Origin of the sequence: Serratia sp. 1D1416, assembly GCF_003641105.1 — a bacterium.
Taxonomy (GTDB): domain Bacteria; phylum Pseudomonadota; class Gammaproteobacteria; order Enterobacterales; family Enterobacteriaceae; genus Serratia; species Serratia ficaria.
Genome location: NZ_CP032738.1, coordinates 1,594,590 through 1,620,833, shown reverse-complemented (window position 1 = coordinate 1,620,833; position 26,244 = coordinate 1,594,590). Strand labels below are relative to the sequence as shown.

At 57.9% G+C, this 26,244-nt stretch carries 21 protein-coding genes, 1 tRNA gene, 1 other RNA gene and 2 pseudogenes; 7 read left to right on the top strand and 18 right to left on the bottom strand.

The window, feature by feature from the left end:
• Positions 1-180: 180 nt before the first annotated feature.
• The 9 genes and pseudogenes from D7I37_RS07730 to D7I37_RS07690 form a co-directional block, all read right to left on the bottom strand.
• On the bottom strand, positions 181-1,872 hold the full coding sequence (locus D7I37_RS07730; protein WP_095094963.1) for a glycosyl hydrolase family 18 protein: 1,692 nt from the start codon (positions 1,870-1,872) through the stop codon (positions 181-183).
• A gap of 394 nt (positions 1,873-2,266) precedes the next feature.
• Positions 2,267-2,395: non-coding RNA, RtT sRNA (locus D7I37_RS07725), on the bottom strand.
• Between the two features lie 32 nt (positions 2,396-2,427).
• A tRNA-Pro gene (locus D7I37_RS07720) sits at positions 2,428-2,504 on the bottom strand.
• Positions 2,505-2,624: 120 nt separating this feature from the next.
• Positions 2,625-4,000 (bottom strand): annotated as a pseudogene (locus tag D7I37_RS07715) (MFS transporter).
• Positions 4,001-4,094: 94 nt separating this feature from the next.
• Positions 4,095-5,636, bottom strand: a complete 1,542-nt coding sequence (gene uhpB, locus D7I37_RS07710; protein ID WP_129544754.1) for a signal transduction histidine-protein kinase/phosphatase UhpB — start codon at positions 5,634-5,636, stop codon at positions 4,095-4,097.
• Positions 5,636-6,226 (bottom strand): transcriptional regulator UhpA, encoded by a 591-nt coding sequence (gene uhpA / locus D7I37_RS07705; protein ID WP_061797915.1) that lies wholly within the window; start codon positions 6,224-6,226, stop codon positions 5,636-5,638. The genes uhpB and uhpA overlap by 1 nt, the downstream gene beginning before the upstream one ends.
• Before the next feature lie 121 nt (positions 6,227-6,347).
• On the bottom strand, positions 6,348-8,042 hold the full coding sequence (gene eptB / locus D7I37_RS07700; protein ID WP_061797914.1) for a kdo(2)-lipid A phosphoethanolamine 7''-transferase: 1,695 nt from the start codon (positions 8,040-8,042) through the stop codon (positions 6,348-6,350).
• A 215-nt stretch (positions 8,043-8,257) separates the two neighbouring features.
• Complete coding sequence (locus tag D7I37_RS07695; protein WP_061797972.1) at positions 8,258-8,683, bottom strand: organic hydroperoxide resistance protein; 426 nt, start codon at positions 8,681-8,683, stop codon at positions 8,258-8,260.
• 159 nt (positions 8,684-8,842) lie between these two features.
• A complete protein-coding gene (locus tag D7I37_RS07690; RefSeq protein WP_061797912.1) occupies positions 8,843-9,307 on the bottom strand; it encodes a MarR family winged helix-turn-helix transcriptional regulator in 465 nt (154 codons plus the stop codon).
• A 112-nt stretch (positions 9,308-9,419) separates the two neighbouring features.
• Here D7I37_RS07690 and D7I37_RS07685 point away from each other — a divergent pair, with 112 nt between their 5' ends.
• On the top strand, positions 9,420-10,019 hold the full coding sequence (locus D7I37_RS07685) for an HD domain-containing protein (RefSeq protein ID WP_061797911.1): 600 nt from the start codon (positions 9,420-9,422) through the stop codon (positions 10,017-10,019).
• A gap of 41 nt (positions 10,020-10,060) precedes the next feature.
• Here D7I37_RS07685 and D7I37_RS07680 read toward each other — a convergent pair whose 3' ends face one another.
• The 3 genes from D7I37_RS07680 to D7I37_RS07670 form a co-directional block, all read right to left on the bottom strand.
• Complete coding sequence (locus tag D7I37_RS07680; protein WP_095094957.1) at positions 10,061-11,464, bottom strand: glycoside hydrolase family 1 protein; 1,404 nt, start codon at positions 11,462-11,464, stop codon at positions 10,061-10,063.
• A 14-nt stretch (positions 11,465-11,478) separates the two neighbouring features.
• On the bottom strand, positions 11,479-13,347 hold the full coding sequence (gene bglF / locus D7I37_RS07675) for a PTS beta-glucoside transporter subunit IIABC (RefSeq protein WP_061797908.1): 1,869 nt from the start codon (positions 13,345-13,347) through the stop codon (positions 11,479-11,481).
• Positions 13,348-13,607: 260 nt separating this feature from the next.
• Positions 13,608-14,354 carry an SDR family NAD(P)-dependent oxidoreductase gene (locus D7I37_RS07670; protein WP_061797907.1) on the bottom strand — a complete coding sequence of 249 codons (747 nt, stop codon included), beginning with the start codon at positions 14,352-14,354 and terminating at the stop codon, positions 13,608-13,610.
• A 114-nt stretch (positions 14,355-14,468) separates the two neighbouring features.
• Here D7I37_RS07670 and D7I37_RS07665 point away from each other — a divergent pair, with 114 nt between their 5' ends.
• Complete coding sequence (locus D7I37_RS07665; protein ID WP_095094951.1) at positions 14,469-15,332, top strand: LysR family transcriptional regulator; 864 nt, start codon at positions 14,469-14,471, stop codon at positions 15,330-15,332.
• 94 nt (positions 15,333-15,426) lie between these two features.
• On the top strand, positions 15,427-16,176 hold the full coding sequence (locus D7I37_RS07660) for an NAD(P)-dependent oxidoreductase (RefSeq protein ID WP_061797904.1): 750 nt from the start codon (positions 15,427-15,429) through the stop codon (positions 16,174-16,176).
• Here the strand turns inward: D7I37_RS07660 and D7I37_RS07655 are convergent.
• Entirely contained in the window at positions 16,154-16,612 is a 459-nt protein-coding gene (locus D7I37_RS07655) for a bifunctional diaminohydroxyphosphoribosylaminopyrimidine deaminase/5-amino-6-(5-phosphoribosylamino)uracil reductase RibD (protein WP_095099941.1), read from the bottom strand. The two genes, D7I37_RS07660 and D7I37_RS07655, sit on opposite strands and share 23 nt — an antisense overlap.
• Before the next feature lie 389 nt (positions 16,613-17,001).
• Here D7I37_RS07655 and D7I37_RS07650 point away from each other — a divergent pair, with 389 nt between their 5' ends.
• On the top strand, positions 17,002-17,703 hold the full coding sequence (locus D7I37_RS07650) for a LuxR family transcriptional regulator (protein ID WP_073970304.1): 702 nt from the start codon (positions 17,002-17,004) through the stop codon (positions 17,701-17,703).
• 20 nt (positions 17,704-17,723) lie between these two features.
• Here D7I37_RS07650 and D7I37_RS07645 read toward each other — a convergent pair whose 3' ends face one another.
• Genes D7I37_RS07645 through ribA form a run of 3 tightly spaced genes read right to left on the bottom strand, consistent with a single transcriptional unit; the run spans position 17,724 to position 21,054 of the window.
• Complete coding sequence (locus D7I37_RS07645; RefSeq protein WP_083950372.1) at positions 17,724-18,704, bottom strand: SUMF1/EgtB/PvdO family nonheme iron enzyme; 981 nt, start codon at positions 18,702-18,704, stop codon at positions 17,724-17,726.
• Entirely contained in the window at positions 18,697-20,412 is a 1,716-nt protein-coding gene (locus D7I37_RS07640) for a WD40 repeat domain-containing protein (protein WP_073970307.1), read from the bottom strand. Before D7I37_RS07640 ends, D7I37_RS07645 begins: the two co-directional genes overlap by 8 nt.
• Before the next feature lie 18 nt (positions 20,413-20,430).
• Positions 20,431-21,054, bottom strand: a complete 624-nt coding sequence (gene ribA, locus D7I37_RS07635) for a GTP cyclohydrolase II RibA (RefSeq protein ID WP_061797898.1) — start codon at positions 21,052-21,054, stop codon at positions 20,431-20,433.
• Between the two features lie 486 nt (positions 21,055-21,540).
• Here ribA and D7I37_RS07630 point away from each other — a divergent pair, with 486 nt between their 5' ends.
• From D7I37_RS07630 to D7I37_RS07620, 3 genes are read left to right on the top strand one after another with little or no spacing between them, the layout of a single operon-like run.
• Complete coding sequence (locus D7I37_RS07630) at positions 21,541-23,340, top strand: WD40 repeat domain-containing protein (RefSeq protein ID WP_061797897.1); 1,800 nt, start codon at positions 21,541-21,543, stop codon at positions 23,338-23,340.
• 5 nt (positions 23,341-23,345) lie between these two features.
• Positions 23,346-24,542: an MFS transporter gene (locus D7I37_RS07625; RefSeq protein ID WP_095094941.1), complete on the top strand. Its 1,197-nt coding sequence runs from the start codon at positions 23,346-23,348 to the stop codon at positions 24,540-24,542.
• On the top strand, positions 24,542-25,141 hold the full coding sequence (locus D7I37_RS07620; protein WP_061797895.1) for an NADPH-dependent FMN reductase: 600 nt from the start codon (positions 24,542-24,544) through the stop codon (positions 25,139-25,141). Before D7I37_RS07625 ends, D7I37_RS07620 begins: the two co-directional genes overlap by 1 nt.
• 75 nt (positions 25,142-25,216) lie before the next feature.
• Here the strand turns inward: D7I37_RS07620 and D7I37_RS07615 are convergent.
• Positions 25,217-25,888: pseudogene (locus D7I37_RS07615) on the bottom strand (MFS transporter); the annotation flags it as partial.
• 13 nt (positions 25,889-25,901) lie between these two features.
• Positions 25,902-26,138, bottom strand: coding sequence for a DUF4282 domain-containing protein (locus tag D7I37_RS07610; RefSeq protein ID WP_061797970.1), 237 nt, complete (start codon positions 26,136-26,138; stop codon positions 25,902-25,904).
• Positions 26,139-26,244: the final 106 nt, after the last annotated feature.

Here is a 26,244-nt window from a genome sequence, read left to right as displayed (position 1 = left end):
CGGTTATTTTTGTGATCGGCGTTAAAAACAGGAGGAAATGCTGACCCATCACCCAAAAGAGTGAGGCGGTTGGACGGTTTTTGATCGAGGCCCCGCCACAATCTGTGTGACGTGAAAGAACTTTCTTCGGCGAAAAAGCCGGGGGCAAAAGGATATCCCCCGGCAAGGTGCTGCAACCGATTATTGAACGCCGGCGCCGTTGCCCAGGCTGACGTTCATATTGTTGAGAATATCGCCGTTGTCGGCGTCGATTTCCCAGGAGAACAGGCCGCCCAGCTGCTTGTCCAACACATACTTGCCCTTCGCCTGCACCGAACGCGCATCGTCGAAGGTGATCAGATCGCCGGTGGACGGCTTGAACACGTACGGCGCTTCCGCGGCGGCGTCGTAGCTGTACTGCCATTCGCCGCTCATAAATTCGTTGGCGATTTGGCGGTAATCGACGATGCCGTTTTCCCAGGTGCCCTTGACCGGCCCGGTGGCGCTGCCGGTGAACGGAATGTTGTTCTGGTAGCCGTTCACGCCGGTCCAGCCGCGGCCGTACATGGCGGTGCCGACCACGATTTTGCCCGGCTTCACGCCCTGCGCCAGCAGCGCGTTGACGCCGTTAACCGTGGTATAGGCGGTGTCCGGCTTCCAGGACGGCGCTTTCAGCGCGGTTTGGTGCCCGAGGTTCTTCAGATCGAAGGCGCCATAGAAGTCGTAGCTCATCAGGAAGATGTGGTCCATCGAGTTTTGCGCGCTGTTGTAGTCCACCTTGTCGATCTTGTCCTTGCCGGCGCTGATGGCGGAGGTCAGCTCATATTTGCGGCCGGTTTCCACCGACAGCTGGTCCAGCATGGTCCGCAGCTCTTTCATCAGCAGCACATAGGTTTCCCCGTCCTGCGCGCTGCCCAGTTTCGGGTTGGCGCCCTGCCCGCCCGGGAATTCCCAGTCGACGTCCACGCCGTCAAAGAACTTCCAGGTCTGCAGGAACTCTTTCACCGAGCCGACGAAGCGGTCGCGCTTCACCTTGTCGCCCATAAAGAAGAACGGATCGGACAGGGTCCAGCCGCCGATCGACGGCAGGATTTTCAGCTCGGGGCGCGCCTGTTTCAGCGCCATCAGCTGGCCGAAGTTGCCTTTGTAGGGGTCATCCCAGGCGGTGACGCCCTTCTGGCCTTTCTGCAGCGCGGCGAACGGATCGTGGATGGAGACCTTGAAGTCCTCACGGCCCTGGCAGGAACGCTGCAGCGCCTGGAAGCTGCCTTCGATCTCTTTCAGGCTGTCGTTGATGCCGTCGCCGCCGCAGATCGGGATGAAGCCGTACAGCAGATGAGTCAGGTTCTGCGCCGGGATCTTATCGACGGTGAAATTACGGCCGTACACGCCCCATTCGACGAAATACGCGCCGACGACCTTGCCGGAGTCCTGCTTGTAAGGCTTATTCTTTTCCAGCAGCGGCTCTTTTAACGGCGCCAAATGACTGCCGTCGGTATCGGCCACCACAATTTCGGTCGCGTCGCTGGCGGTGCACCCCTCGGCATTGCATAACGCCACCTGCATTTGATAGCGCCCGCCTTTATTGACCTTGAAATTAGCCGTGCCGGAAGCGCCGGTCGAGGCGCCGCTCCACACTTCCTTGCCGTTCAATAATACTTTTGCCGTGGTGCCGGTATCGCCATTCCATAAATTCCATGAAACAGAAACGTCGGCGGCGTTTTTTACCTTCACCAAATTGTTATAGGCGGTGGCGGCCTGATCGACTTCCACGATGGCGAACTTGGTGTTGCCCCAGGCCAGCGTCGGCTTGCCCGGCGCGGCGGCCTGCGCCGCAGAACACAGCGTGCTGCCGATCAGCAACGCCAACAGCGGTTTATTAAGTTTGCGCATAACTGATTCCTTTATTCCGAGAGGATAAACGTAAAAGCTTTAATCATCGCCGCTCACTGCCGGATAAAATAATCCCGCAATAATCCGGCAAGATTAAAGTGAATAAATGACCGTTCGTTTTTCCACGCCACGGAAATTAATCATTCCCGTTTCGTGTACTCAGACTATAGATAAAAGCTCGGTTAAAACAAGAGCGCCATCAACCGGGTTTTATTGTTCAACAATGAATTTATTTAAATATAAAAATAAGAAGGCAGGATAAATAAGGAAAGTGAATTCATTAATGAGGAAGGATAAATATATTTCAACAAGGGGGCGATTTCCAGGAGGAATGAGGCAAACGCAATCTGCGGGCGAAAAAAAACCTGCTTTAAAAAGCAGGTTTTTCGAATGGTGGTCGGCGAGAGAGGATGACGCGCATCTGCGATGCTTGCCCTGCGGGCCGTCGCTAAAGCAACGTGGTCTCGCTGCGCTCGGCTCAAACCTCCTTCGGAGGTCCTCATCCTCATAAACTGCGGGCGTAAAAAAACCGACTTTCGTCGGTTTCTTTGAATATGGTCGGCGAGAGAGGATTCGAACCTCCGACCCACTGGTCCCAAACCAGTTGCGCTACCAAGCTGCGCTACTCGCCGATGCGGGGCGCATCTTACTGCTGGCGGTTATAGGCGTCAATCACTTTTTTGCCCCGCCGTTTCAAGTGCTGATAAAAGCGCCATAATGCGCCGTACCGGGTGCGGTGCGGCGCATTTCACTCAGGCCTTGGCGGGTTTCAACGCCGGTGACTGCGCGCGCAGGAACGGCAGCAGGAACAGCGCCGACAGGCAGGCGGCGATGGAGATCACCACGAAGAAACCGTTCCAGTGCCAGATTTCCATCACCCGGGCGATCGGATAGCCGGACAGCGCCGCGCCCAGGTAAGCGAACAGGCCGACAAAACCGGTGGCCGCCCCGGCCGCATCCTTGTGCGAACACTCCGCCGCCGCCATGCCGATCAGCATCTGCGGCCCGAAGATGAAGAAGCCGATGGCGAAGAAGCACGCGGCCTGCAGCAGATAGCTGAAGCCCGGCATGATCCACAGCGCCGCGACCGACAGGAAGATGCCGATGGCGAAGATCAGGTTCATCGGGCCGCGGTTGCCGCGGAACAGTTTGTCGGAGCCCCAGCCGGCCACCAGCGAGCCGATAAAGCCGCCCACCTCAAACAGCGAGATCGCCGAGTTGGCGGTCATCAGCGAATAGCCTTTCTCCTGCGTCAGGTACAGGTTGCCCCAGTCGTTGATCGCGGTGCGCACGATGTACACCAGCACGTAGGACACCGCCAGCAGCCAGATGTATTTGTTGGTCAGCACGTAGCGTTTGATGATTTCGCGATTGGTCAGCCCCTGGCCTTCAGATTCCTGCACCAGCTCCATGGCGTCGTTGCGCCATTTGCCGACGCTCGGCAACCCCATGGTGGACGGCTTGTCGCGCAGGCGCCAGCACATCAGCAGGCCCAGCGCCACGCCGATGATGCCCGGAATGATCATGCCGTAGCGCCAGCTGAAATGCAGCGAGATAAAGCCCACCAGCAGCGGGATCAGCGCGCCGCCAAAGTTGTGCGAGGTGTTCCAGACGGCCCACCAGCCGCCGCGTTCGGAGCGCGAATACCAGCTGGTGAGAATTTTGGAGCACGGCGGCCAGCCCCAGCCCTGGAAGAAGGCGTTGAGGATCCACAGCGTGCCCAGCATCAGCCCTGGAAGAAGGCGTTGAGGATCCACAGCGTGCCCAGCATCAGCAGCGACGAACTGAGGCCGAAGAAGATATTCAGCACCCCGGTCATGATCAGGCCCAGCCCCATGAAATAGCGCGGGTTGGAGCGGTCGCTGATCATGCCGGAGATGAACTTCGAGCAGCCGTAGGTGATGTAGAACAGCGTGCCGAGGATGCCGACGTCGGACATCGTCAGGCCCAGATCGCTCAGCATCGCCGGCATGATGAAGTTGAAGCTTTTGCGCGTGAAGTAAAACGCGGCATAGCCGATGTACATCGTCCACATCAGTTGGATACGCCAGTATTTGTAGCTGGCGTCGATCTGCCGTTGATCGGTGACCTGCGGCGCATCCGGGCGGCTTTTAAGGAAAGACCACATGTGAAACCTCAGAGAATGAGAAAAGTGCCGCTATCATGCGGCGCGCACGCGCGAATGGCTTACGCCGGATTCCCGACGCCGCTAGGAGTTTTTCCTAGTTTTGCCCTTCTGCCGGCGAAACTGTGGGCAAGATCACAGTCAAACAGGCGCCCTGCCCGGAGGTCAGCCGCAGGCTGCCACCCAGCGCGCTGATGCGTTCCCGCATGCCGCGCAGGCCGTAACCCGGCTCATGGCTGGCCAGATCGATGCCCACGCCGTTGTCGCGAATGCTCAAGGCTATCTCCGGCGGCCGGTCCTTGCGCTTATGCAACCGCGCCTCCAGCTCGACCCGGCTGGCGCCGGCGTGCCGACAGACGTTGGTGATCCCCTCCTGACACACCCGGTACAGCGTGATCTTCAGCGTTTCATCCAGCAGCTCGTCCGGTACCTGCCACTGCATGCTGCTCGTCAGCGAGGCGTCCTGCGGCAGCGATTCGCGCAGCATCGCCGCCACCGCCGCCGACAGCGGCAGATTATTCAACGCCGCCGGCCACAGCTGGGTCAGCACGTCATGCACGCCGTCGTACACCCGCAGCGCCAGCGCGTCGATGGCCTCGGCGCAGCCGGCCACCCGCGGCTCAGGCGCCAGGCGTTTGACAATGCTGGCCTGGGTGCGGATCACCGTGATGGTCTGGCCAACCTCATCGTGCAGTTCGCGCGCCACCTCGCGGCGGGTTCGTTCCTCCGCCGTCACCAGCGCTCGCGCCAGCTGGCGGTTCTCCGCCAGCCGCAGCCGCAGCTGCTGGTTCAGTTCGCGCTGCCGCTGGATGCCGGCGCCGAGCAGCAGGCCGGTCAGGCTCTGGGCCAGCAGCGAAAGCAGCAGATCGCGATGCGAATCCGGCTGCGGCGGCTCGTTGGCCACCAGCGCCACGCCGTTGAGCAGGGTCGCCAGCAGCGCCCCCTGCCAACCGTAGCGGTAGGACATGAACAGGATCGGGATTGCCAGGCAGAAAGGCGCGAAGCGGCGCAGCTCGGCGACGTTCACCTGCTGCTGCAGCCAGATGCTGAGCGCGAACAGCAGCAAATAGCTGGCCAGATGGCGCAGCCGCAGCGTTACCGGTTTGTGGATCAGGCCCGGCTCCAGCGGCACCCAAATCTGGCGCGCCAGATAGTGCCACAACAGCAGGCAGGTCGGCGCCAGGGTGAAACCGCCCGCCAAACCGAGCAGCAGCACCCGCGCGCCGTCGCCGCTCACCAGCTGCCACACCAGCGCCTGCAGGGCGGCCGCCACCGCCACCACCGCCCCCTGCAGCAAGGGCCAGCGCCATTCGCTGTCGCTCTGTTGGTGGCGCAGCAGCCAGGGGGAAGCCAGCAGGCTGAGCAACACCGTCAGCGCCAGCACCGCCATCGAAGCCCACAGCGCCGGCCCATAGCCGAACTGATCCGCCAGCAGCGCCATCAGCAGCAGGTCGGCCAGCAGAATGCCGGGCCAGAAACGGTGCGGGCTTTGCAGCAAAATGCCCATCCGCAGGCCGAACGGGAACAGCAGCAGCGCCTGCCATGGCGGGTCGATCAGCGCGGTGCCGATGCCCCACAGGCAAAACGCGCTGGTGCCGTAGATGAAGAACAGCGCCAGCTGGGTGAACAGCCGCTGCATCACAGGTTAAGCATCCGCTTCGCCAGCTCGACGTTGTTGCTGATGCCCAGCTTGGCGAACAGGTTGGCGCGGTGCACGTGCACCGTCTTCGGCGACAGCCCCAGCGCGGCGGCTATTTCCCGCACTTCCCGGCCCTGCGCCAGCAGCAGCGCGACCTCGCGCTCGCGGCGGGTCAGCGGATCCACCTTCACCCGCGCCAACTGCTGGGCGATTTCCGGCATCAGGTACACGCCGCCGCCGGCGACGGTGCGCACCGCGGTGATCAGATCTTCCGGCTTGCAGCGTTTGGAAAGGAAACCGCTGGCGCCGCGCTCCAGCGCCATCTCCACCAGCGCCGGGTTGTCGTGCATCGACAGCATCACCACGCGGATGCCGGAGGGAATGTCCGCCAGCAGATCCAGCCCGCTGCCGTCCGGCATCGAAATATCGCAGACGCAGATCTCCGCTTCCAGCCCGGGCAGGCCGGCGCGCGCCTGCGCCGCGCTGCTGAACTCGCCCACCACCTGAATGTCCGCTTCCAGCGACAGCAACTGCACAAAGCCCGAACGCACAATGTCATGATCGTCGATAAACGCCACGCGCAGGGTCATGGGATCTCCGGTGTGAGGGGGAAAGTGCGCAAGTATACCGCATGCGCACGCCGGATTAATTGATGGCGGGAAGGTATTCGCGTGAATCGCCGGGCGCAGGTTACGCCCGGCGGGCAGAAAATTACAGCTTGGCCGGCGCCGCTTTGTCCTGCGGAATATGGCACCAGTTGTTTTTATCCACGATGCCGCCGTCCGGCGAGCTATAGCCGAGGCAGCCGAGAATGGTGTCGAACAGCTCAACGTGGCGATGGGTCTTGCCGATGCGCTGCTGCGCCTGCAGCTGCTCGAAGGCGCTGAGATGCTGCGGATCCTCGAGGAACTTGTCCGAGGCCCACACCATCATCGGCACGCGGAACTGCTCGGGCGGCGCCATTTCGCGCGGCGTGCCGTGCAGGTGCGAGTTCTCGCCGATCGATTCGCCGTGGTCGGACGAATAGAACACTATCGCCTTTTTGTCGCGCACCTGATCGATCACGTTGGCGATAAAGCTGTCGGTGTACAGCACCGAGTTATCGAAGGCGTTAACCAGCTGCTCCTTGGAGCAGAAGTCATCCACCCCCATGCACTCCGGCTGATAGCGCGCATAGCTGCGCGGGTAGCGCTGGGAGTACAGATAATGCGAGCCTTTGGTATGCAGGACCACCAGATGCTTGCCGCGCGGGTAGCGCGCCAGCGACTCCTTCATTTCGTCCACCAGCAGCATATCGTCGACGGATTTACCGTCGTTGCGCTTCTCGGAGGCGATCATCTCGCGGAACGAATAGTTGTCCACTTCGGTGTTGTTGTAGAACCACACCTCGCTCTGCATGGCGAACAATTCAGAGGTAAAGCCCAGGTCTTTCATCACCGCAAACACGTTTTGCTCTTTCAGCGTGCGCTGCGGGTTGTCGGCGGTGCCGCCCTCGCGCACGAACATGCAGCGCAGCGACAGCTTGGTGGCGGTATCGCAGGACTCGCCGCGGAACGCCACCAGGTTCTTCTCTTTCGACAGCCGCGGCGTGGTGTCGCGGTCATAGCCGAGGATCCCCATGTGGTCCCAACGGGTGGTCTCGCCGATGATAAACACCACGTAGGTGTCGTCGATATCCGCCGGCGGCACATAGGTGAAGTTCTGGCCCGGATCGAACATATTGGCCTGATCCTGGCTCTCGTCGTAACGGGTGTAGGCGAACAGCCCCAGCGCCGACAGCCAGTTGGACGGCAGATAAGAGTGCGCCACCACCCCGCCATAGCTCGGCAGATCGATGTTGGTGATTTTTTCCTGCGCGCTCTGTTCTTTATCCAGCATGCGCAGCGGCAGCCAGACCAGCGCCACGACCGCCACCAGCACCAGCAGCGGCTTCACCCGATGGCCGGGGGTTTTCAGCTGTTCGATCAGCGTGTAACGCAGGCTGTTCTTCCAGATGCACAGCAGCGGCAAGGCGCTGACCACCCCCATCCACAGGAAGAAATGCAGGCCGATGACCTCTTTGGAGAGATCGATATCGGTGGTCATCACCGACACCACGATGCCGTAGCCGATCACCACGTTGAAGAACGTCATGTAATAGCTGGCGGCGACCGAAATCAGCACCAGCAGCGAGGCGACGACGCGATAAAACAGCCGGCCGCCCAGCGACACCAGCCGCATGATGAAGAAGGTAAATAGCACGATGGCGATAACCTCAGTCACCGCTGAAATAACCTTAATCCCTTGAATGCCGTGCGCAAATGAATCGAAACGACGATAAAAAACGGAAAGGTTCAAAAAGATGCCGATATAGATCGCTAACAATAACGATAAATTCTGCTGCGATAGCGATTTCACTTTGTTCATGTAACGCGGTGGCTCCGGGGACGGTGTAGCAGTTCTGAATCTGTCAGACATTTATTGCGGCCGCTGGTTCAGCCGAACGGCAATAAGCGTTATTTTGGGGGTAATAATCAAGAGAATTCTCACAAAATGGGCATTTTTTGCCATTTTTTGTGAACTGAGCGGAGGCGAAAGCGCAAAGAAAATGGAGGGATATCCCTCCATTATGGGCAAAAACGTTATTTCACGTTGAGCGTTACGTCAATATTGCCGCGGGTGGCGTTGGAATAAGGGCAGACCACGTGGGCCTTTTTCACCAGCTCTTCCGCCACGCTGCGTTCGATGCCCGGCAGGCTGATGTCCAGCTGCACTTCGATGCCGAACCCGTTAGGGATTTCACCGATGCCGACGGTGCCGTCGATTTTGGCTTCGGCCGGGATCTTGACCTTTTCTTTCGCCGCGACAAACTTCAGCGCGCCGAGGAAGCAGGCCGAATAGCCGGCGGCAAACAGCTGCTCGGGGTTGGTGACGTCGCCGCCGGCGCCGCCCATCTCTTTCGGCACGCCCAGTTTCACATCCAACACGCCGTCGGATGAGGTCGCACGGCCGTCGCGGCCACCGGTTGCCGTGGCGTGAGCGCGGTAAACAACTTTCTCAATAGACATCATTCATTCCTTCTTGCTGGTTGGGGGACGTGACGTCGGCTTCAGCAAAACGAAACCCGCCACGGGTTTATCTTTCACGATTAAATCGTGCACTACTTATATTTGACGCTTACTTCAGTGTAGACCACCGGCGCCGATCTTGCGTCCGGCGGCCGGGGGTCAAACCTGGTCGATCAGGCTGCCGCGCAGTTTTTCCAGCTGCCGTTTGAGCGTGACTATCTCGTCCAGGCTGCAGTCGGTGGCGCACATCACCGCCTCGGGCACCGCCTGCGCCTTTTCACGCAGCGCGCGGCCGGCTTCGGTCAGCGCGATGATCACCTGCCGCTCATCGGCGGTGGCGCGATAGCGCACCAGCAGCCCGGCGCTCTCCAGCCGTTTCAGCAGCGGCGTCAGGGTGGCGGAATCGAGGAACAGCCGCTCGCCGATATCCGATACCGTGATTTCATCCCGTTCCCACAGCACCAGCATCGCCAGATACTGCGGATAGGTGAGGTCGAGCTGGTTCAGCAACTTGCGATACACCTTGTGCAACGCCAGATTGGCGGAGTACAGGGCAAAACACAGCTGCTGATCGAGCAGCAGCGTATTTTTCGCGTTGGGTTGTTCGGCGTTTTTGCTTTTCATGATGCGAATATAGATAGTGCACGATGTAATCGCAAGCTATTTTTTGCACGATGTGCTACATTTTTTAGATGCAGAGGATGCCACAGCAGGGTGCTGTGCGGAGGGAAAGGATATGACAACCACGCTTGCAGAACGCGCGCGCCGCTACGCCACCAAGGCGCATGCGGCGATCGATCAGCGCCGCAAATACACCAATGCGCCCTACATCGTTCATCCGCAGGCGGTGATGGAAATCGTCAGCAGCGTGCCGCACACCGAAGAGATGCTGGCCGCCGCCTGGCTGCACGACACGGTGGAAGACACCCCCACCACCCTCGGCGATATCGAAAGCCACTTCGGGCCGAAGGTGGCGGAACTGGTGGCGATGCTGACCAACGTCAGCCATGCCGGCGACGGCAACCGCTTCGAACGCAAGAACCGCGATCGCCGCCACAGCGCCGGCGCCTCGCCGCAGGCCAAAACCATCAAGCTGGCGGACCTGATCGACAACACCCGCTCGCTGCTGGAGTACGACAGCCACTTCGCCCAGACCTATCTGATCGAAAAACAGCGGCTGCTGGAGGTGTTGACCGAAGGCGACCCGACGCTGTGGCGCCAGGCCAGCCATATCGTCGAGCAGGGGCTGGCCAGGCTGCAGCGGCCGCCGCACAACGTGCCGGCCAGCTGGTTCGAGCACGCCCGCCGGCGCTACCGGGAAAACGACGCGGCCTAGAAGGCTTGCCCGGCGATCGCCGCCGGGCGGGCTAATGGCGGTTAGCCTTTCGGTTTCAGGCAGTTGCCGTTGCTGTGGATCACATCGCGATACCAGTAGAAGCTCTTTTTACGCTTGCGCTCCAGGCTGCCGTTGCCGGCATCGTCGCGGTCGACGTAAATAAAGCCGTAGCGCTTCGACATTTCGGCCTTCGAGGCGCTGACCAGATCGATCGGCCCCCAGCTGGTGTAGCCCATCACCTCCACCCCGTCGTCGATCGCCTCGGCCACCTGCACCAGGTGGTCGTTGAGATACTCGATGCGGTAGCCGTCGTCGATGCTGCCGTCGGCCTCGACGCGATCCTTGGCGCCCAGGCCGTTCTCGACGATAAACAGCGGCTTCTGGTAGCGGTCATACAGCAGGTTGAGCAGGTAGCGCAGGCCGACGGGGTCTATCTGCCAACCCCATTCCGAGCTGGCCAGGTGCGGGTTCGGCACCATGTTGAGAATATTGGCGCGGGCGGTCCGGTTCTGCGCCGCGTCGGTGGTGACGCAGCCGCTCATGTAATAGCTGAAGGAGATAAAATCGATGGTTTCGCGCAGCGCCTGCCGATCCTCGGCGGTGATTTCGAGCTGAATGCCGTGCTCGCGGAAGAAGCGCCGCATATAGGCCGGATAAGCGCCGCGCGCCTGCACGTCGCCGAAGAACAGCCAGTCGCGGTTCTGGCGCTGGGTTTCCAGCAGGTCTTCCGGCCGGCAGCTCAGCGGATACAAAATGCCGCCCAGCAGCATATTGCCGATTTTGCCGCCCGGCACTAACTGGTGGCAGGCTTTCACCGCCTTGGCGCTGGCCACCAGCTGATGGTGGATCGCCTGATAGATGGCGCCCCTGTCGCTGTCTTCCGGCAGGCCGACGCCGGTAAAGGGCGCGTGCAGCGACATGTTGATTTCGTTGAAGGTCAGCCAGTGTTTGACCTTATGCTTGTAGCGTTCGAATACGGTGCGCGCGTAACGCTCGAAGAAGCCGATGGTCGCGCGGCTGCCCCAGCCGCCGTATTTCTGCGTCAGGCCATAGGGCATTTCATAATGCGACAGGGTGATAAGCGGCTGAATGCCGTATTTCGCCATCTCGTCGAACAGCCGATCGTAAAACGCCAGCCCGGCCTCATTCGGCGTTTCCTCGTCGCCCTGCGGGAAAATGCGCGCCCAGGCGATCGAGGTGCGCAGGCATTTAAAGCCCATTTCGGCGAACAGGGCGATGTCTTGCGGATAGCGATGGTAAAAATCGATCGCCACGTCCTTGATGCCGCTGTCGCCCGGTTTGCGCGGGGTGATGGCGCCGAAGATGCCCTGCGGCTGCAGATCGGACGTCGATAGGCCTTTGCCGTCGGTCAGATAAGCGCCTTCCACCTGATTGGCCGCTACCGCGCCGCCCCACAGAAAATCTTGCGGAAATTTGCCGTTCATCGCTTGCTCCTCAGTTAACGTAATAAAGTCAGCAGCGGCGCCTGTTCCCGCACCGGAGACTGGCCGCTGGTCAGCACGTCGACGTAATCATCGCTGTTGCTGATGATGATCGGCGTGGTGGTGTCATAGCCGGCGGCGCGGATCGCCGCCTGGTCGAACTCAATCAGCAGATCGCCCGGCGCGATCCGATCGCCCTCCTGCACGTGGGCGGTAAAATGCAGCCCGTCGAGCCGCACGGTATCGATGCCGACGTGGATGAGAATCTCCGCGCCGTCGTCCGACTCGATGCCGATGGCGTGCCGGGTTTTAAACAGCGACGCCACGCGGCCGGCCACCGGCGCCACCACCCGCCCCTGCTGCGGCGCTATCGCCACCCCTTTTCCCAGCAGCCCGCTGGCGAAGGTGGCGTCATTGACCTGCTCCAGCGGCAGGAGCTCGCCGGCGATCGGGCTGAGGATCCGTTCTTTGCGGTTGAGCGGCGCGGCCGCCGCCGCTTCCGCCGTCGCTGCCTCGGCCGGGGTGACGCCGAACAGGTAGCTGGCCAGCGCGGCGAAGCAGAACGACAGCAGCGTGCCGCCGATCGCGCCCCATACCGTGGCGTCGAAGCCGCCGGCGGGAATGATTTGCGCAAAGGTGAAAACGCTCACCAGCCCGAAGGAGTAGGTCGCGGTGTGGAAATAGCCGATCACCGCGCCGCCCAGCGCGCCGCCGACGCAGCCGAAGATAAACGGCCGCTTGTTCGGCAGGGTGACGCCGTAGACCGCCGGTTCGGTGATGCCGAAAATACCGGCGCCGATGGCCGAGCCGGACAGCGCCCGCAGTTTGGCGTCGCGGGTGCGCAGCATCACGCCCAGCGTGGCCCCCACCTGCCCCATCACCGCCGGCAGCAGCAGCGGCGCCAGGGTGTCGCGCCCCAGCACGCTCAGGTTGTTGATCATCAGCGGCACCAGCCCCCAGTGCAGGCCGAAGATCACGCACACCTGCCACATCGCCCCCATAAAAGCGCCGGCGACGATCGGGTTAAAGGCGTAGATGCTTTGATAACCGTTGGCCAGCAGGTGGCTCAGCCAGGTCGCCGCCGGGCCGATCAGCAGGAAGGTCAGCGGCACGGTGATCGCCAGGCACAGCAGCGGGGTGATGAAATTGCGCAGCGCGCTGTGGACAACCCGGTTGCACCACGGCTCCAGCCGGCAGGAGACCCAGGCGGCGAAAATGATCGGGATCACCGACGAGCTGTAGTTGATAAAGGTCAGCGGAATGCCGAGGAAATATTCGCGCGCCGCGCCCGGCTGCTGCGCCGCGTCGAACGCCGCCATCATCAGCGGATGCGTCAGCGCGCCGCCGATCGCCATGGTGACGAACGGGTTGCCGCCGAATTTTTTCCCGGCGGTGTAACCGAGCATGATCGGAAAGAAATAGAACAGCGAATCGCTGGCGGCGAACAGCGTTTTGAAGGTGCCGCCGCTCTCCAGCAGCCAGCCGCAGGCCAGGCCCAGCGCCAGGGCGCCCTTCAGCACCCCCGAAGCGGCCATCACCCCCAGCAGCGGCGTAAAGATGCCGGAAACCACGTCGATAAACCGGCTGAGCAGGTTGTCCGGCTTGTCGTCCGCGCCATCGCCGCCCGCCGCGCCTTCACCGAAGCCGCCGGCCCGGTTGACCGCGCGATACACCTCCGCCACGTGGTTGCCCACCACCACCTGATACTGGCCGCCGCTCTCCACCACCATGATGACGCCGGGATTTTTTTTCAGCGCGGCGGTATCGGCGCGGCCGCCGTCGCGCAGCTTGAAGCGCAGGCGAGTGGCGCAGTGCACCAGGCTCTTTACGTTGTCGCGGCCACCGACGCCGGCCAAAATCTCACTGGCTAATGAGTCATATTTCATACGGTTATCCTTAGCATTCGCGTTCTGCCGCTCCCCAGCCCGACGATGGCCAATCGCTGCGGCGGAATTCGGCGCAAAAAAAAACCTAAACCTCGCGGTCTCTTTCCCGAAGGGAATAGAAACGCGAGGTTTAGGTTTTGCCTGCCGGAGCAGTGACAACCCTAAAGCGGCTGAGTCATGACGTTAACACCCGAGATTTTGCCGGAGCAAGGCTTTGCGCCGGCAAATTGCCGAACTGTGATCCGGCGGGCAAAACCGCCTCAGTGGGCGAAATAATGCAGGCCGCCGTCTACCGGGATCACCGCGCCGGTGATATATCGCGCGAGCGGGGAACAAAGAAACGCCGCCAGATGGGCCATGTCTTCCGGCTCGCCGAAATAGCCGATCGGAATATGCTGCGCGATATACGCCTGGCGCGCCGCTTCGGTCGGGTATAGCCGCTCGCGGATCTGCTCGCTGTTGATGCGCCCGGGCTGCAGCGTGTTGACGGTCACGCCCTGCGCCGCCACCTCGCACGCCAGCCCCTTGGCCCACAGGTGCAGCGCGCCCTTGGCCGCGCTGGCGGCGCTGAGGCTGCGCGGCTCCATCGAACCGCTGATGTTGATCACCCGCCCCCAGCCCCGCGCCTGCATGCCCGGCAGCAACGCCTGCGTCAACCGCCGGGCCGGGGTAAAGTTCAGGGCGAAGGCGTCGTCCCAGCCCCGATCGCCCTCGTCCAGCGCGGTTGGGCGGAAAGCGCCGACCGCGTTGATCAAAATATCGATCGGCCCCGCCTGCGCCGCCATCTCGGCCAACGCCCGGGCGTCGGTAACGTCCGCGGCAATCACCCGCGGCCGCGGGTCGCCCCGCCGTTCAATCTCATCCGCCAGCGCCTGCAGCCGGTCGCCCCGCCGGGCGGTGGCCACCACAGCGGCGCCTTCCGCCGCCAAAACCCGGACCATGCCGGCGCCGATGCCTTCGCTGGCGCCGGTCACCAGCGCGGTGCGTTGCTGAAGCCGTAAATTCATAAGACATCCTAATTGAATCATTCGATTTTGCGGAAAGTATGTACGCATTGAATCACGCCGCGCTCTGTGTGAATATTCCTTAAAATTGCATCGATACTGTGCAGGAATTCACTGATGTTCGACTGGCAGGATTTAAAACACTTTGTGGCGCTGGCGCGCACCGGTTCATTGTCGGCGGCGGCGCGGGAGCTGGGTTGCGATCACGCCACCGTCGGGCGGCGGGTGGCGGCGCTGGAAAAGGCGCTCGGGCTGCGGCTGATCCTGCGTTTGCCGCGCAGCACCCCGCTGACCCAGGACGGCCAGACCATCGCCGGGCTGGCGACCGAGATCGACGCGCAAAGCCAGGCGATCGTCCGCCATGCCCGCAGCGCCGGCGCCGCGCCCCAGGCCAGCGTGCGCATCAGCGCCCCGCCGTCGATTGCCGCCCATGTCATTGCGCCGCGCATCGCCGAATTTCATCGCGCCTTTCCGCACATTGCGCTGGCGCTTTCCGGTGAATCGGCGCTCGCCGAGCTGGACCGCGGCGAAGCCGACATCGCGGTGCGCATGGTGCGGCCGCAGCAGCCGGATCTGCTGGTACGGCGCATCGGCATGATGCGCTACGCGCTGTACGCCGCCGCGCGGCATGCCGCCTTGCCCGAGGCGGCGCGCCGCTTTATCGCCTATGACCATCATTACCGGCAGCAGCCGCACCAGCAGTGGCTGCTGCAGCTGCTGCAGGGGCGCCCGGTGGTGTTTCAGGCCAGTGACCTGTTTTCACTGCAGCAGGCCGCGCGATCGGGGCTGGGCGCCGCGGTATTGCCGACGTTCGTCGCCGATGGCGACCCGGATTTGCAACCGCTGCCCACGCCGATCGCCGCGCCGACGCGTGAGCTGTGGTTGGTCACCTACCCTGACCTGGCGCGCACCGCCGCCGTGCGGGCGGTGATGAATTTCTTGACCGACGCCCTTGCGGAATGCTGCCCGCTGCCGGAATAAAACATCAGAAATTCTAATTGAAATGCTGGACAAACGTCATGCAGGGGATTATTACTGATCGTCGCGTAATCTATTCTTAGGGACGACAGCAATCATGACGTTACGTACGGAATTTGGACGGATTTTGATTACCGGCGCCGGCGGCCGAGTGGCCACGGCGTTTCGGCAGGCGGTGGGCGACCGCTACCGGCTGCGCCTGGCGGAAAGGGACAGCGGCCTGCTGAGCAAGCTGCGGCCCGATGACGAAGTCATCAGCTTCAACATCGCCGATCTCGACGCCTGCCGCGCGGCCTGCGCCAATATCGACACCGTGCTGCACCTGGCGGCCGACCCCTCGCCCGACGCAGACTTCTGCGGCTCGCTGATGGACAACAACATCCTCGGCACCTTCAATATCTTCCGCGCGGCGAAAGACGCCGGCTGCCGCCGCGTGGTGTTCGCCAGCAGCGCGCAGGCGGTGGAGGGTTACCCGCTGGATTACCAGATCCGCCCGGACGACGCGCCGAAGCCGAAAAATCTCTACGGCGCCAGCAAGGCGTTCGGCGAAGGCATCGCCGCCTACTTCGCGCACCAGGAAGGGCTTTCCGCGCTGTCGGTGCGCATCGCCAACTTCACCGCGCTGGCGGCCGGCGAGCGGCTCAGCGCCCGTGACATGAGCGCCTTCCTCAGCCACCGCGACGCCGCCGATTTGCTGGAGCGTTGCATTGGCGTTGAAGGGGTGCAGTACGCGGTGGTGCACGGCGTTTCCAACAACCGCTACAAGCGGCTGTCGCTGGAGGAAACCAGCCGCCTGCTCGGTTACTACCCGCAGGACGACGCGTTCAGCATCCTCGGCTTTGAGTGAACGGCTCCGGCTCATGATGCAAATAAGGGGATAGCCACGCGGTAATGGGATCGGCGAGGAGCCCCACTTCCACCGGGATCCCCCCCTGTTCCAAGAGGGCGATCCCCGCCCCACGATTGCGCGGATGCGGATCGAGAATGCCGACATAAACTTTGCCGACGCGCCGCTCGACTATCGCCCGGGCACAAGACGGCGTACGCCCGTGAAATGAACAGGGCTCCAAAATGACGTACAACTCATATTCTTCCAGCGTTCCTTCTACCTGCGACAACACATCGGCTTCGGCATGATAATACCCCGGTGCTCGGGTATACCCCTGCGCGACGATAAGGTCTTGTTTAACCAAAACGCTGCCAACAGGGGGGTTAGGCAGGCAATCGGGCAGAGCTTGCCGCGCACACCTCAATGCCTCTTGCATAATCCGTGTTTTACTCATCGTGGCTCCCATCTCCCATGTGGATAGCGCTCGTTTCCGCGCCAATCACCCTACCGGTGCAGGCATGGGGTCTGCCCGCAAAAACGCAGTAACTCCCGCGACAGCCTTCGTCTATTTCCTTAGAAAAGCAGCCAAACCCGGGATACCGAAGCTAAAAGGTAATGAATGCTGCTATTGAACGCGTAATGAATCGTGATATTAGTCACAAAAGCAAATAACCATTCAGGATAGTTAAACGAAAAAAAAACCTATCAGTATGAAATATAATTAAAAAATACCCCCATAAATGTATCGCCACATTTAACCTTTAATTAAACTTTACTTTACATTTAATCAACATTAATGTTAATGAATTGTTTAGCTGATTTTACATGAAAGGAAGCCGACGAATGAAAGATGCCTTTGATTCGTTAGATGAAAACAATAATGATATAAATCAATCAATTAATAAATCAATCATCTCATGTGGTTTCACATTCTTTAGCATCACTATGTTTCTTTCCCGTTCACTGACCAAAACGGAACGCATAGTGATTGAAAATTATCCTAAAGAATGGCGAATACATTATGATGAAAACAATTATCATGATTACGATCCCATCCTGGCCTATGCGAAAACATCCAGCACGCCAATCCATTGGTATAAGCTGTTAAAAGATGCTCACCCCGATGGCAAAGCCGTATTGAAAAACGCCTTGCGCTTTGGCATTGGGCCTGGTTTCAGCATCCCTTTTAGAGGGAAGAGCAGCACTTTGGGCATTGTCAGCATCAACGCGGTCGACGAAAACCCCAGCCATGACGACTATGCGCGCTGCATCAAAGAGATCCTGGCGATAACGCCCTATATCCATGAAAAAATGGTGCAGTCCCTCGAGCAACAAACCATCAAGCTGACCAGACGCGAGCAGGAATGCCTTTTCTGGGCTTGTGAAGGCAAAACCTCATGGGAAATCGCGCAAATCATCGGCTGTTCCGATCGCACCGTCGTCTTTCATCTGAACAACATCTCCGAAAAGTTCGGCACTCAGAATCGCTATCAGACCATCACGCATGCTTTGCTCTCCGGCGCAATCACGCCGCTGCTGTGCTGAAGCGGCGACCGTACAGAAATTTAGGGCGTCTTGATATCTTCAGCCAATCGAAAGCCCATAACATAAATGGCTTTTGGATACGCACCGTGCCGCCTGGTACAGCGAGCCAAGTCATGGTGTCGGGTGAAACTGCCGCCGCGGGCGACCCGGTAAGGCGTTTGCTCATCCAACCGAAACAGATCGTCATCCACCACCTCGCCGCCGGGATACGGCAGATAAGGCGTCGCGGTAAACTCTTCCACATTCCCCGCCATATCAGCCAAACCAAAGGCCGAGTTTCCCTTAGGGAACATGCCGACGGGCGTGGTAGTCAGCAACCCCAGCTCTAACGTATTGGCACAATCGCGCCGGTAGCTTTCTCCCCAGGGAAATTCTCGCCGGACGCCACCGCTGGCGGCATACTCCCATTCAGCCTCCGTCGGCAAACGAAATGCACGTTGCGTTTTGGCGGACAGCCAGCGGCAGTAGGCTTCGCAATCCTCCAGCGCCAACGAATTCACCGGATGGTTGGCGAGATGGACAGGATATTTGCCGAACGACCAGCCGGCGGGCAATCTTTCATAGCGGCTATCGAGCAGAAAATCGCGATATTCCTGATGCGTGACGCAATACTTCGCCAAGTTGAACCGCTTGATCCGGCAACGATATGCCGGCGCCTCCTTGGCAATCCACTCCCGTTTGACGCCTACCGCCGCATATTCTTGCCATATCCCATCGACCTGCTCCACATCGCGCCCTAGCACCACGTCCGCTTCGCACAGCGCAACCATCGCGGGAGCCAGAGTGTTGATGCGCGGATCACCGTGCAATGCCAGCAATGAACCGGCGGCATAGCGCACCGTTAGCGGCCGGTGTTCATCTTCAACGATGCCGGCCAGATCGCTGACGGCGCAGCGGGATAACGACGCCATCGCGGCATCAAGGTTATCCAGCTCGGAAGCATAGAAATAGGGCTCCATCCCCATCGCCTCACGATCGGACAGCTGATTGATGTCATGCATAGGCCGCATGTTTCCCCCCCGCGCGGCTGCATGCCGCCGCGTGGATGAAATGCAATTCACCCAGGTAACTGCCAGCGATGAAACGACCGTTGGCGGCATCAAAAACAAGGCAGGAAATACCGGCGGTGGAAACCTTCTTCACCATGACCCAGCGCTGTTGCGTGAGATCGTATACAGCAACGGTTCCCCGATAGTCGCCTGACATAATCAAATGATATTCTGGCGCATAGCTGATGCATTTAATCGAGTTTTGGTGCGGTGAATCGATAATCTGCTGCTCGCCCGTGAGGCTCCACAACCGCAATGTTTTGTCGCGGCTGATGGAGGCGAAACCGTTGTCCAACGCGACGCAGCCGTTCACAATCATGTCGTGTTCACCGACGAAGCGTAATGTCGGCTGGGCCAGATCCGTTAAATCGTGGGCGGCCACGGTGTGATCCGCACAGGCGGTAAACAGTATGGCGCCATTGATCGCCATGCCTTTTATCGCGTTCTTATGCGCCTGGATATTCTTCTCCCAACTCACGCGCCCGTTATCGTCTACGCGCAATACAATCACCTCTCCCGTATAGGCGCCAACCAAAACAAAAGAGCCTTCAGGGTGTTTCAGCACCGTCTGGCAATTCAACGGGGAATGATGTTGATAAACGACGTCGCCGGTTTCGCCATTATAAACCGCGCCATCTTGCCCTCCTTGCAACACGACGCCGTTCACTTGAATAATGAAGTTACACAGCGAGGGAAGCTGATTGATGACTTTGCCGTTGCGCACCACCTTACCGGCATCGCCGGTAAAAATAATATCGTCGCCACAGGCATAAACGGCATTAATTCCGTGAGTGTCTTTAATTTCATTTTCCACCCACTCCCGTTTATCCAAATCATAAGTGGCGTATCTGTCGCCAAAAGTGACAAACACCAGATAGCGATCCCCAATGATGTCGCTGGAACGCGGCCAGACTTGCGGCAGTATTTTGTCTTGGTGAACCAGGCTTAATCCGTCACGCCCTAAATTCCATATTCTGAAATACCGATCGTAACTTAAGCTGATGACCGTGTTATTTTTGACAATCAGACGTTTGACGCCTGATTGATGCGCGTCCACTTGTGAAACCTGCCTCCCCTGCTCGTCGAATACCGTGATGCGGCCTTCGTCATCACCAGAAACCAGCAACCCTTCTTTCGTCAGGCACAGCGTATCCGTTTCCACCCCGACCATATCAATCATGGCGCTTTGTTTCTGCTGAGAGAGGCTCCAATAGCGGATCGTGCCGTCATCCCCACTGGACACCAATACGTCCTCATCCTTCCATTCAACGGAAATGACATCGGCAGTGTGCCCCGAAAACTTGACCAGCAGCTTACCGTGCAGATCAAAAACGCGAACGTGCCGATCGCGAGACGCCGTCGCTATCCAGGGCTGGGTCGGATGAAAACTGATGCCCTCGACGTCATCGTCGTGCCGCATGACCGCATAAAGTTGCAGATCCGGAACGCTCCACACACGCAGGCTGTAATCGCTGCTCGACGAGGCGACGAAACGGCCGTCAGGACTGAACGTCACCTGATTGGCCAAATGGTCGTGGTAACTGACAGAAAGAGGCAAATGCGTTTTCGCATCCCAGAGAATCACTTTATTGTCATAACCGGCAGTGGCAACATAAACGTTGTTTGTCGCTATACCGCTAATCGGACTGGTGTGATACATAGTCATCTCCTGGTTCTATTAGATAGAAACAACTTTTCCGAACGTATGTCTGGCGATATCCGCCTTTGCCTGTATGTATTTCTGGTTGTCGCGTCCCATAAAGCACGATGTGGAAACCACTTTTTCAACCGCGATGCCTGAATCGGTTAGCGCCTGATGTTTATCCGGATTATTCGTCAGCAAAAAGACCTTTTCTATTCCCACCGCCAACAGCATCTCAGAGACGCAATGATATTCCCGTGCATCTTCAGGGAATCCCAAGAGTTTATTCGCCTGGAACGTATCATGCCCCTGATCTTGCAAGGCATACGCATCGAGTTTGTTATACAGCCCTATGCCTCGCCCTTCCTGAGGCAAGTAAGCGATATATCCGCCATGCTCCGTCATGATTTTTATCGATTCGTGTAACTGGTTGCCGCATTCACAACGTTTAGAACCGAAAACATCGCCGGTTAAACACTGGGAATGAATGCGAAGATAAGGGGTTCCCTGCGATTGCGATGTAATCTCGCCACCTTCTTTATTCTGCTTTGGGATATGAATAAGAAGCGCCTCACAATCAATGTTATTGAAGCTATAAAACCATGACGTTATTTTATTGTCTGTGATAAAAATTTTTATCTTATTTCTGACTGTCAGCATAGCTATTCTCCTCAGAGATCATCGAAAAGAGAGTAAGTCAGCATGCTGGAATAAATAACTGTTAATCTTGACAGGTAAGAAGCCATTGGAAAACAAATGGCATAAAACCGCCACCAGGTAGAATAAAAAACCACAAAACAAAAAAAGCCGAAACATATCACCAAACAAAAACGCAAAGCAGCTCACAACCAGCAAAAAGAGAAAGTAGCCGCCCTGTAAGATTCAACAGTTTTACATCCTCAAACACATCAAGCAATACTGATTACAGCATGAAAAAAGTCATGCTAACTGCAAACCGACATAAACTTAGGAGATTCACATGAAAGTAATCAAAACCGCAACTGCCAATGCACCTAAGACTATCAGCGTTCAGAAAGCTATTCGCTCTGAGAAGTAATCTCTTTATTTTTTGTTAGTCATAAATGGTGAACAGGTGATCCTGCTCACCATTTATCAATATTGGCGCCGCTTACCAAAGGATACGATATGTCTAAAGAGAACATTAATGCTTTCGCCTACGACCGGGAAATGAATATTGCTTTCGCCGGCACGAAAGGCGGCGAGATATTAATCATACCTGTAGATTCGTTCACGGTAAGCATACGAAAAAAAATCCACTGGGGAACGATTGAAGCGATTGCCATTTCCCCGGAAAGAAAGTTATTGGCTTGTTTATCCGGCGACAGGAAAGTCTCCATCCTGCGCTACGATGCCGACCATCGCCTCGACATCGTCTCCCTGTTCTCGGTCCGCGATATCGGGCCGGACGATTTCGGCATCTTTCATTCGACCTCTCAGGCGATCGCCATCCACCCGACCAAAGCACAGATAGCCACGCGCAGCGGCAACAGCGCCGTCGTCGAACTGGACTTTACGGGAACGCAGCTTTCTCAAGTGCGCGTATGCGAAGAAGATATTGCAACGCTCTGCTATTCATCGTCAGGCCACTATCTGCTGGCAGGCAGCACGGGCGGCACTATCGGACTCATCGCCAACGGCGAGTTGCAAAACAGCATCAAACCCGAAGGGCTCACAGAAACCGTGCATTGGTTCGAACCGCTAGAGGACGATCGCTACATTGTCGCTTGCGACTCACGCCGCGTATTGGAATTGCAAATCGATGAGAACAGGCGGCTGACCTATCGCAACGGCGAAGTTTTCGCGCATGACGACATGGAGCATGTCACTCTCAGCCACGACAAGAAAACTTGCCTGGCCAGCAGCTTTGACAGACGGATCTACCGCATTGATCTTGATTCGCTGAAAAGCACGGGAGTGGCACTGACTGCGGCATTCAAACTGCGGTGGACAAAATTCGTTAAAAATAGCGATCGCATCGTCATTGTGCAAAATCGCGACGGCAGTTTACTCAAAAGCGATATCCTGACGGGGGAAACGCTGGCGATGATAAAGAATACGCCAGACGCCATCTGGACGGCCTATCGCCGCCGAGACGAAATCATTTGCGCCGGCGAACGCGGCTACATGTATCGTATTCCGCTGCAAGAGGATGGTGCCTTGCTCGGCCTTCCAACCAAACACCTTTTAACGGATACGGACAGTGGATACATCAAACGCATTGTCCCTATGGAAGACGATGACCTTATCGCCGTGATGAGCCGTGGACGCATCATCGTCAAGCAAAACGGCGCCAGCATGACGCACGACTTGCCCACCGCCTTTCGCGACGTCTGCTACTGCCCGCAGCGCCAGTGTTGCTATCTGGCCAGCGAAGACGGCACCGTCTATCAATATTACCGCGGTCAGATCACCGCTCTTCATCAGGGGGACGAACCGATTTGGTCACTGGGCGTCTCGCCGGATGGCGCGACGCTGGCCTTTGCTGAACGCCTGGGCAAAATCTATTTATATGACCTGGAACAGAAGCGGGTCGTTGAAACCACCGACTGCCGATTGCCCAAACGCCTCAAGTGGTTTGATAACCGGACGCTCTATATTTCTTACAGCGGCTCCATCCATAAAATCTTCTTTGATGAACAGTGGCAACACCATGTTGAATTTATTCGCCCGAATGACAATACGGTGGAGGACTTCGTTTTCATTGATGACTATATCGTTTTCATCACATACAACCGCAGAATCTGGCTCTATGACCGTTTGTCCGCGACTCAGTTAGACAGCGTCTATAACAGCGAGGACTACATGAAAAACATTATACATATCAATGATAATATATTTGCGACTTTAGGACGCTCAGGCTATCTTCAACAATACGAACTGCATAACGAGCAGATAAAACCCGGCGTACCGTTGAAGATGGCGTGATACTCATGAATTTTTCGCAAAACACTTGCCTGGCCTTATTGATAGCATCTAATTTCTTCTCCTCGGTCGCCGTCAGCATAGGGATGTATATCATCCCTTGGTATATCAGCAATGACGGTGAGCAACCCAGGTTATTGGCGATGATGGCGACAATGTCCTCATTAACGCTGATCTTCATCACGCCATGGATCGGCATGCTGGTCGACAAATTCAATAGGAAAAACCTGCTCACGGCGCTCAATGTCCTCATTTGCATCGCTTTCATTCTGGCTATTTGCAGCCGGTATTTCTCTTTTAGCATTATGCTACCTTTAGTCGCCTCCTATTTCGTCGTTCAATTTTATTACGCTATTTTTTATATCGCCCGGCAGGGGTTTATTAAAGATATTTTCAGCGGTGATTACCTGTCACGAACCAACTCTCTTCTTGAGATGGAATCGCAAGCATCGACGCTGATCTCTGCGCTATTGGTCATCTCCGTATCGTCCTATTTGAGCTATGACACTATTTTTGTGTTGCTGGTCGTGCTGATCGTCATCTCTCTGTTTATCTTGTTAGCCATCCCCTACCAGCGGCGCTCCCCTGTAAACGCTCAGATGCCAAAAAGTTCGCTCATTCAGTTCCAGCCGGAAAACCGGAATGTCATTTTGTATCTTCTGATCGGCGCGGTGCCCTTCGTCTGCATCATGGTGGTTAATGTGATTCAGGCCCCCTTTATGCATGAAGTTCTGCATGCCTCGATTGAGTCTTACGCTTCTTTCGGCATCATTTATGGCCTGGGCGCCATTTTAGTCAGCCTACTGTTGGGTTGGCTGGCACCCAAATTCCCCGCGAGGAAATTGGTTCACCTCTTTACCGGCGGTTTCGCCTTAACGGTTCTGCTGATCGCCAGCTCTCCCACGTTGCCGGTGATTTTATGCGGGGCCTTCTTCCTAGGCTTATTCAATTCCGCATCACGCATAAGCAGCCAGAATGTCGTTCTTACCGAAATAGACAGTGAAAAAATCGGACGCGTTTTTTCGACCGGCCAGTTATTCACCTTGATCAACCGCGTGCTTGCGACGGGGCTGGTCGTCATCCTATTCCAGGAAAGTTACGAATATGCCTGGTCCTATGTGCTGATGATCAGCGCCATCGCCCCTGTCAGCTTAATGTTGTGGTCGTTTTATGCCAATCGGCCGCAGAAAATAAGGAGATCGTAATGAATGTCGCTATCGTGACCGGCAGCCATCGCAAACAATCAAACTCCCGAAATGTGGCGAATTATATTGCCCGTCAGCTCCAACAGAAGGATCACTTTGTCGATACGCTTGAATTAGCGGAAATCAATCTTCCCCTGTGGGATGAAGATATGGAAACGAATGAGCAGAAATGGTCGGTGCTTAAAACGTGCCATGAACGCCTGAGCAAGGCCGAAGCCCTGATTATCGTTACCCCAGAGTGGAACGGCATGGCACCGCCGATGCTGAAAAACTTCTTACTGCTCTGCGAAGCAGAATATGTCGGCCATAAACCGGCGCTGTTGGTCAGCGTGTCATCGGGCATGGGCGGCGCTTATCCGATCCATGAACTGCGGAGCAGCGGCTATAAAAACAACCATATCTGCTATCTCCCGGATCATATTATCGTGCGCTATGCCAACGATACATTGAGCTCCCCGCTGCCCGCTGACGACCATGAGCAGCTACTGCGGGCAAGGATCGACTACCAGCTAAACCTGTTGCTGCAGTATGGCGCGGCGTTGTCTCAAGTGCGCGCGTCCGGCGCCATTGATTTTGAGCAATTCCGCTACGGCATGTGACTGTTCGCCGCACGCAATGCCCGGCGCGCTCAAAACATCGTGCGGCGGGCAGCGTCCCGCCACACATTATTTTGTTTAACCGTTGGCGTAAGCCACTTTCTCAGCCTGACGGTGGGTGAACAGCACCAACAGCAGCGCCAATCCGGCAATGATCGCCCCCATCAGCGGCACGAAACTGTATCCCAGCCCGGCGGAGACTACCGCGCCACCGGCGGCGGCGCCCAGCGCATTGCCCAGGTTAAAGGCGCCGATGTTGACCGAAGACGACAACCCCGGCGCTTCGCTGGCGACACGCATCACGCGCATCTGCAGCGGAGGCACCACCGCGAAGGTCGCCGCGCCCCAAATCACCATGCCGATCGCGGCGCCGATGTCACTGCGCACCAGGAAGGGGATCAGCAGCATGATGGCCACCAACAGCAGCAGGAAGCCCTTCAGCGTCGCGCTCTCGGAACGGTCGGCGAACTTGCCGCCGAGGTAGTTGCCGATGGAGAAACCGACGCCGATCAGCACCAGCATCACCGTCACGAACAGCGGCGTCGCCTCGGTGATGTGCTGCAATACCGGCGAGATGTAGGTATAGAGCGTGAACATCGCGCCCGCCCCCAGCACGGTGGTCAGCAGCGCGGTCAGCACCTGCGGCCGCACCAGCACCGACAGCTCGCGCTTGACGTCAGGGCGCGCGCCAGCGCTGCCTTTTGGCAACGAGAACCACAGCCCCAGCATGGCGATCACGCGCAACCCGGCGTTTTTTGGCAGATTACGGCTTTTCGGCGATCTTGCGCAGGTATTCGTTATTTTTAAACGCAATAATGATCATTTCGAACGCCACGCGTACAAACACGCCGCCGAGGATGAGGCCGAACAGGCCGCGGAAGAACTCGCCATAAAACATCATGCCGATACTGCTGATCAACACGCCCAACAGCGCCAGCCAATAAACAACGGTGATGATTTTCGGCGTCAGCATCGCGTCAAAGAAGAAAATATTTCTCATGGTGAATCTTTCCTTAGTTCAGTATGTCATTATCCCAGAGGCGCCGCGCAGCGCGGCAGCCGTTTTGTCACACCCGTAATGATAGCGGCTAATGCCGCATAGGGAA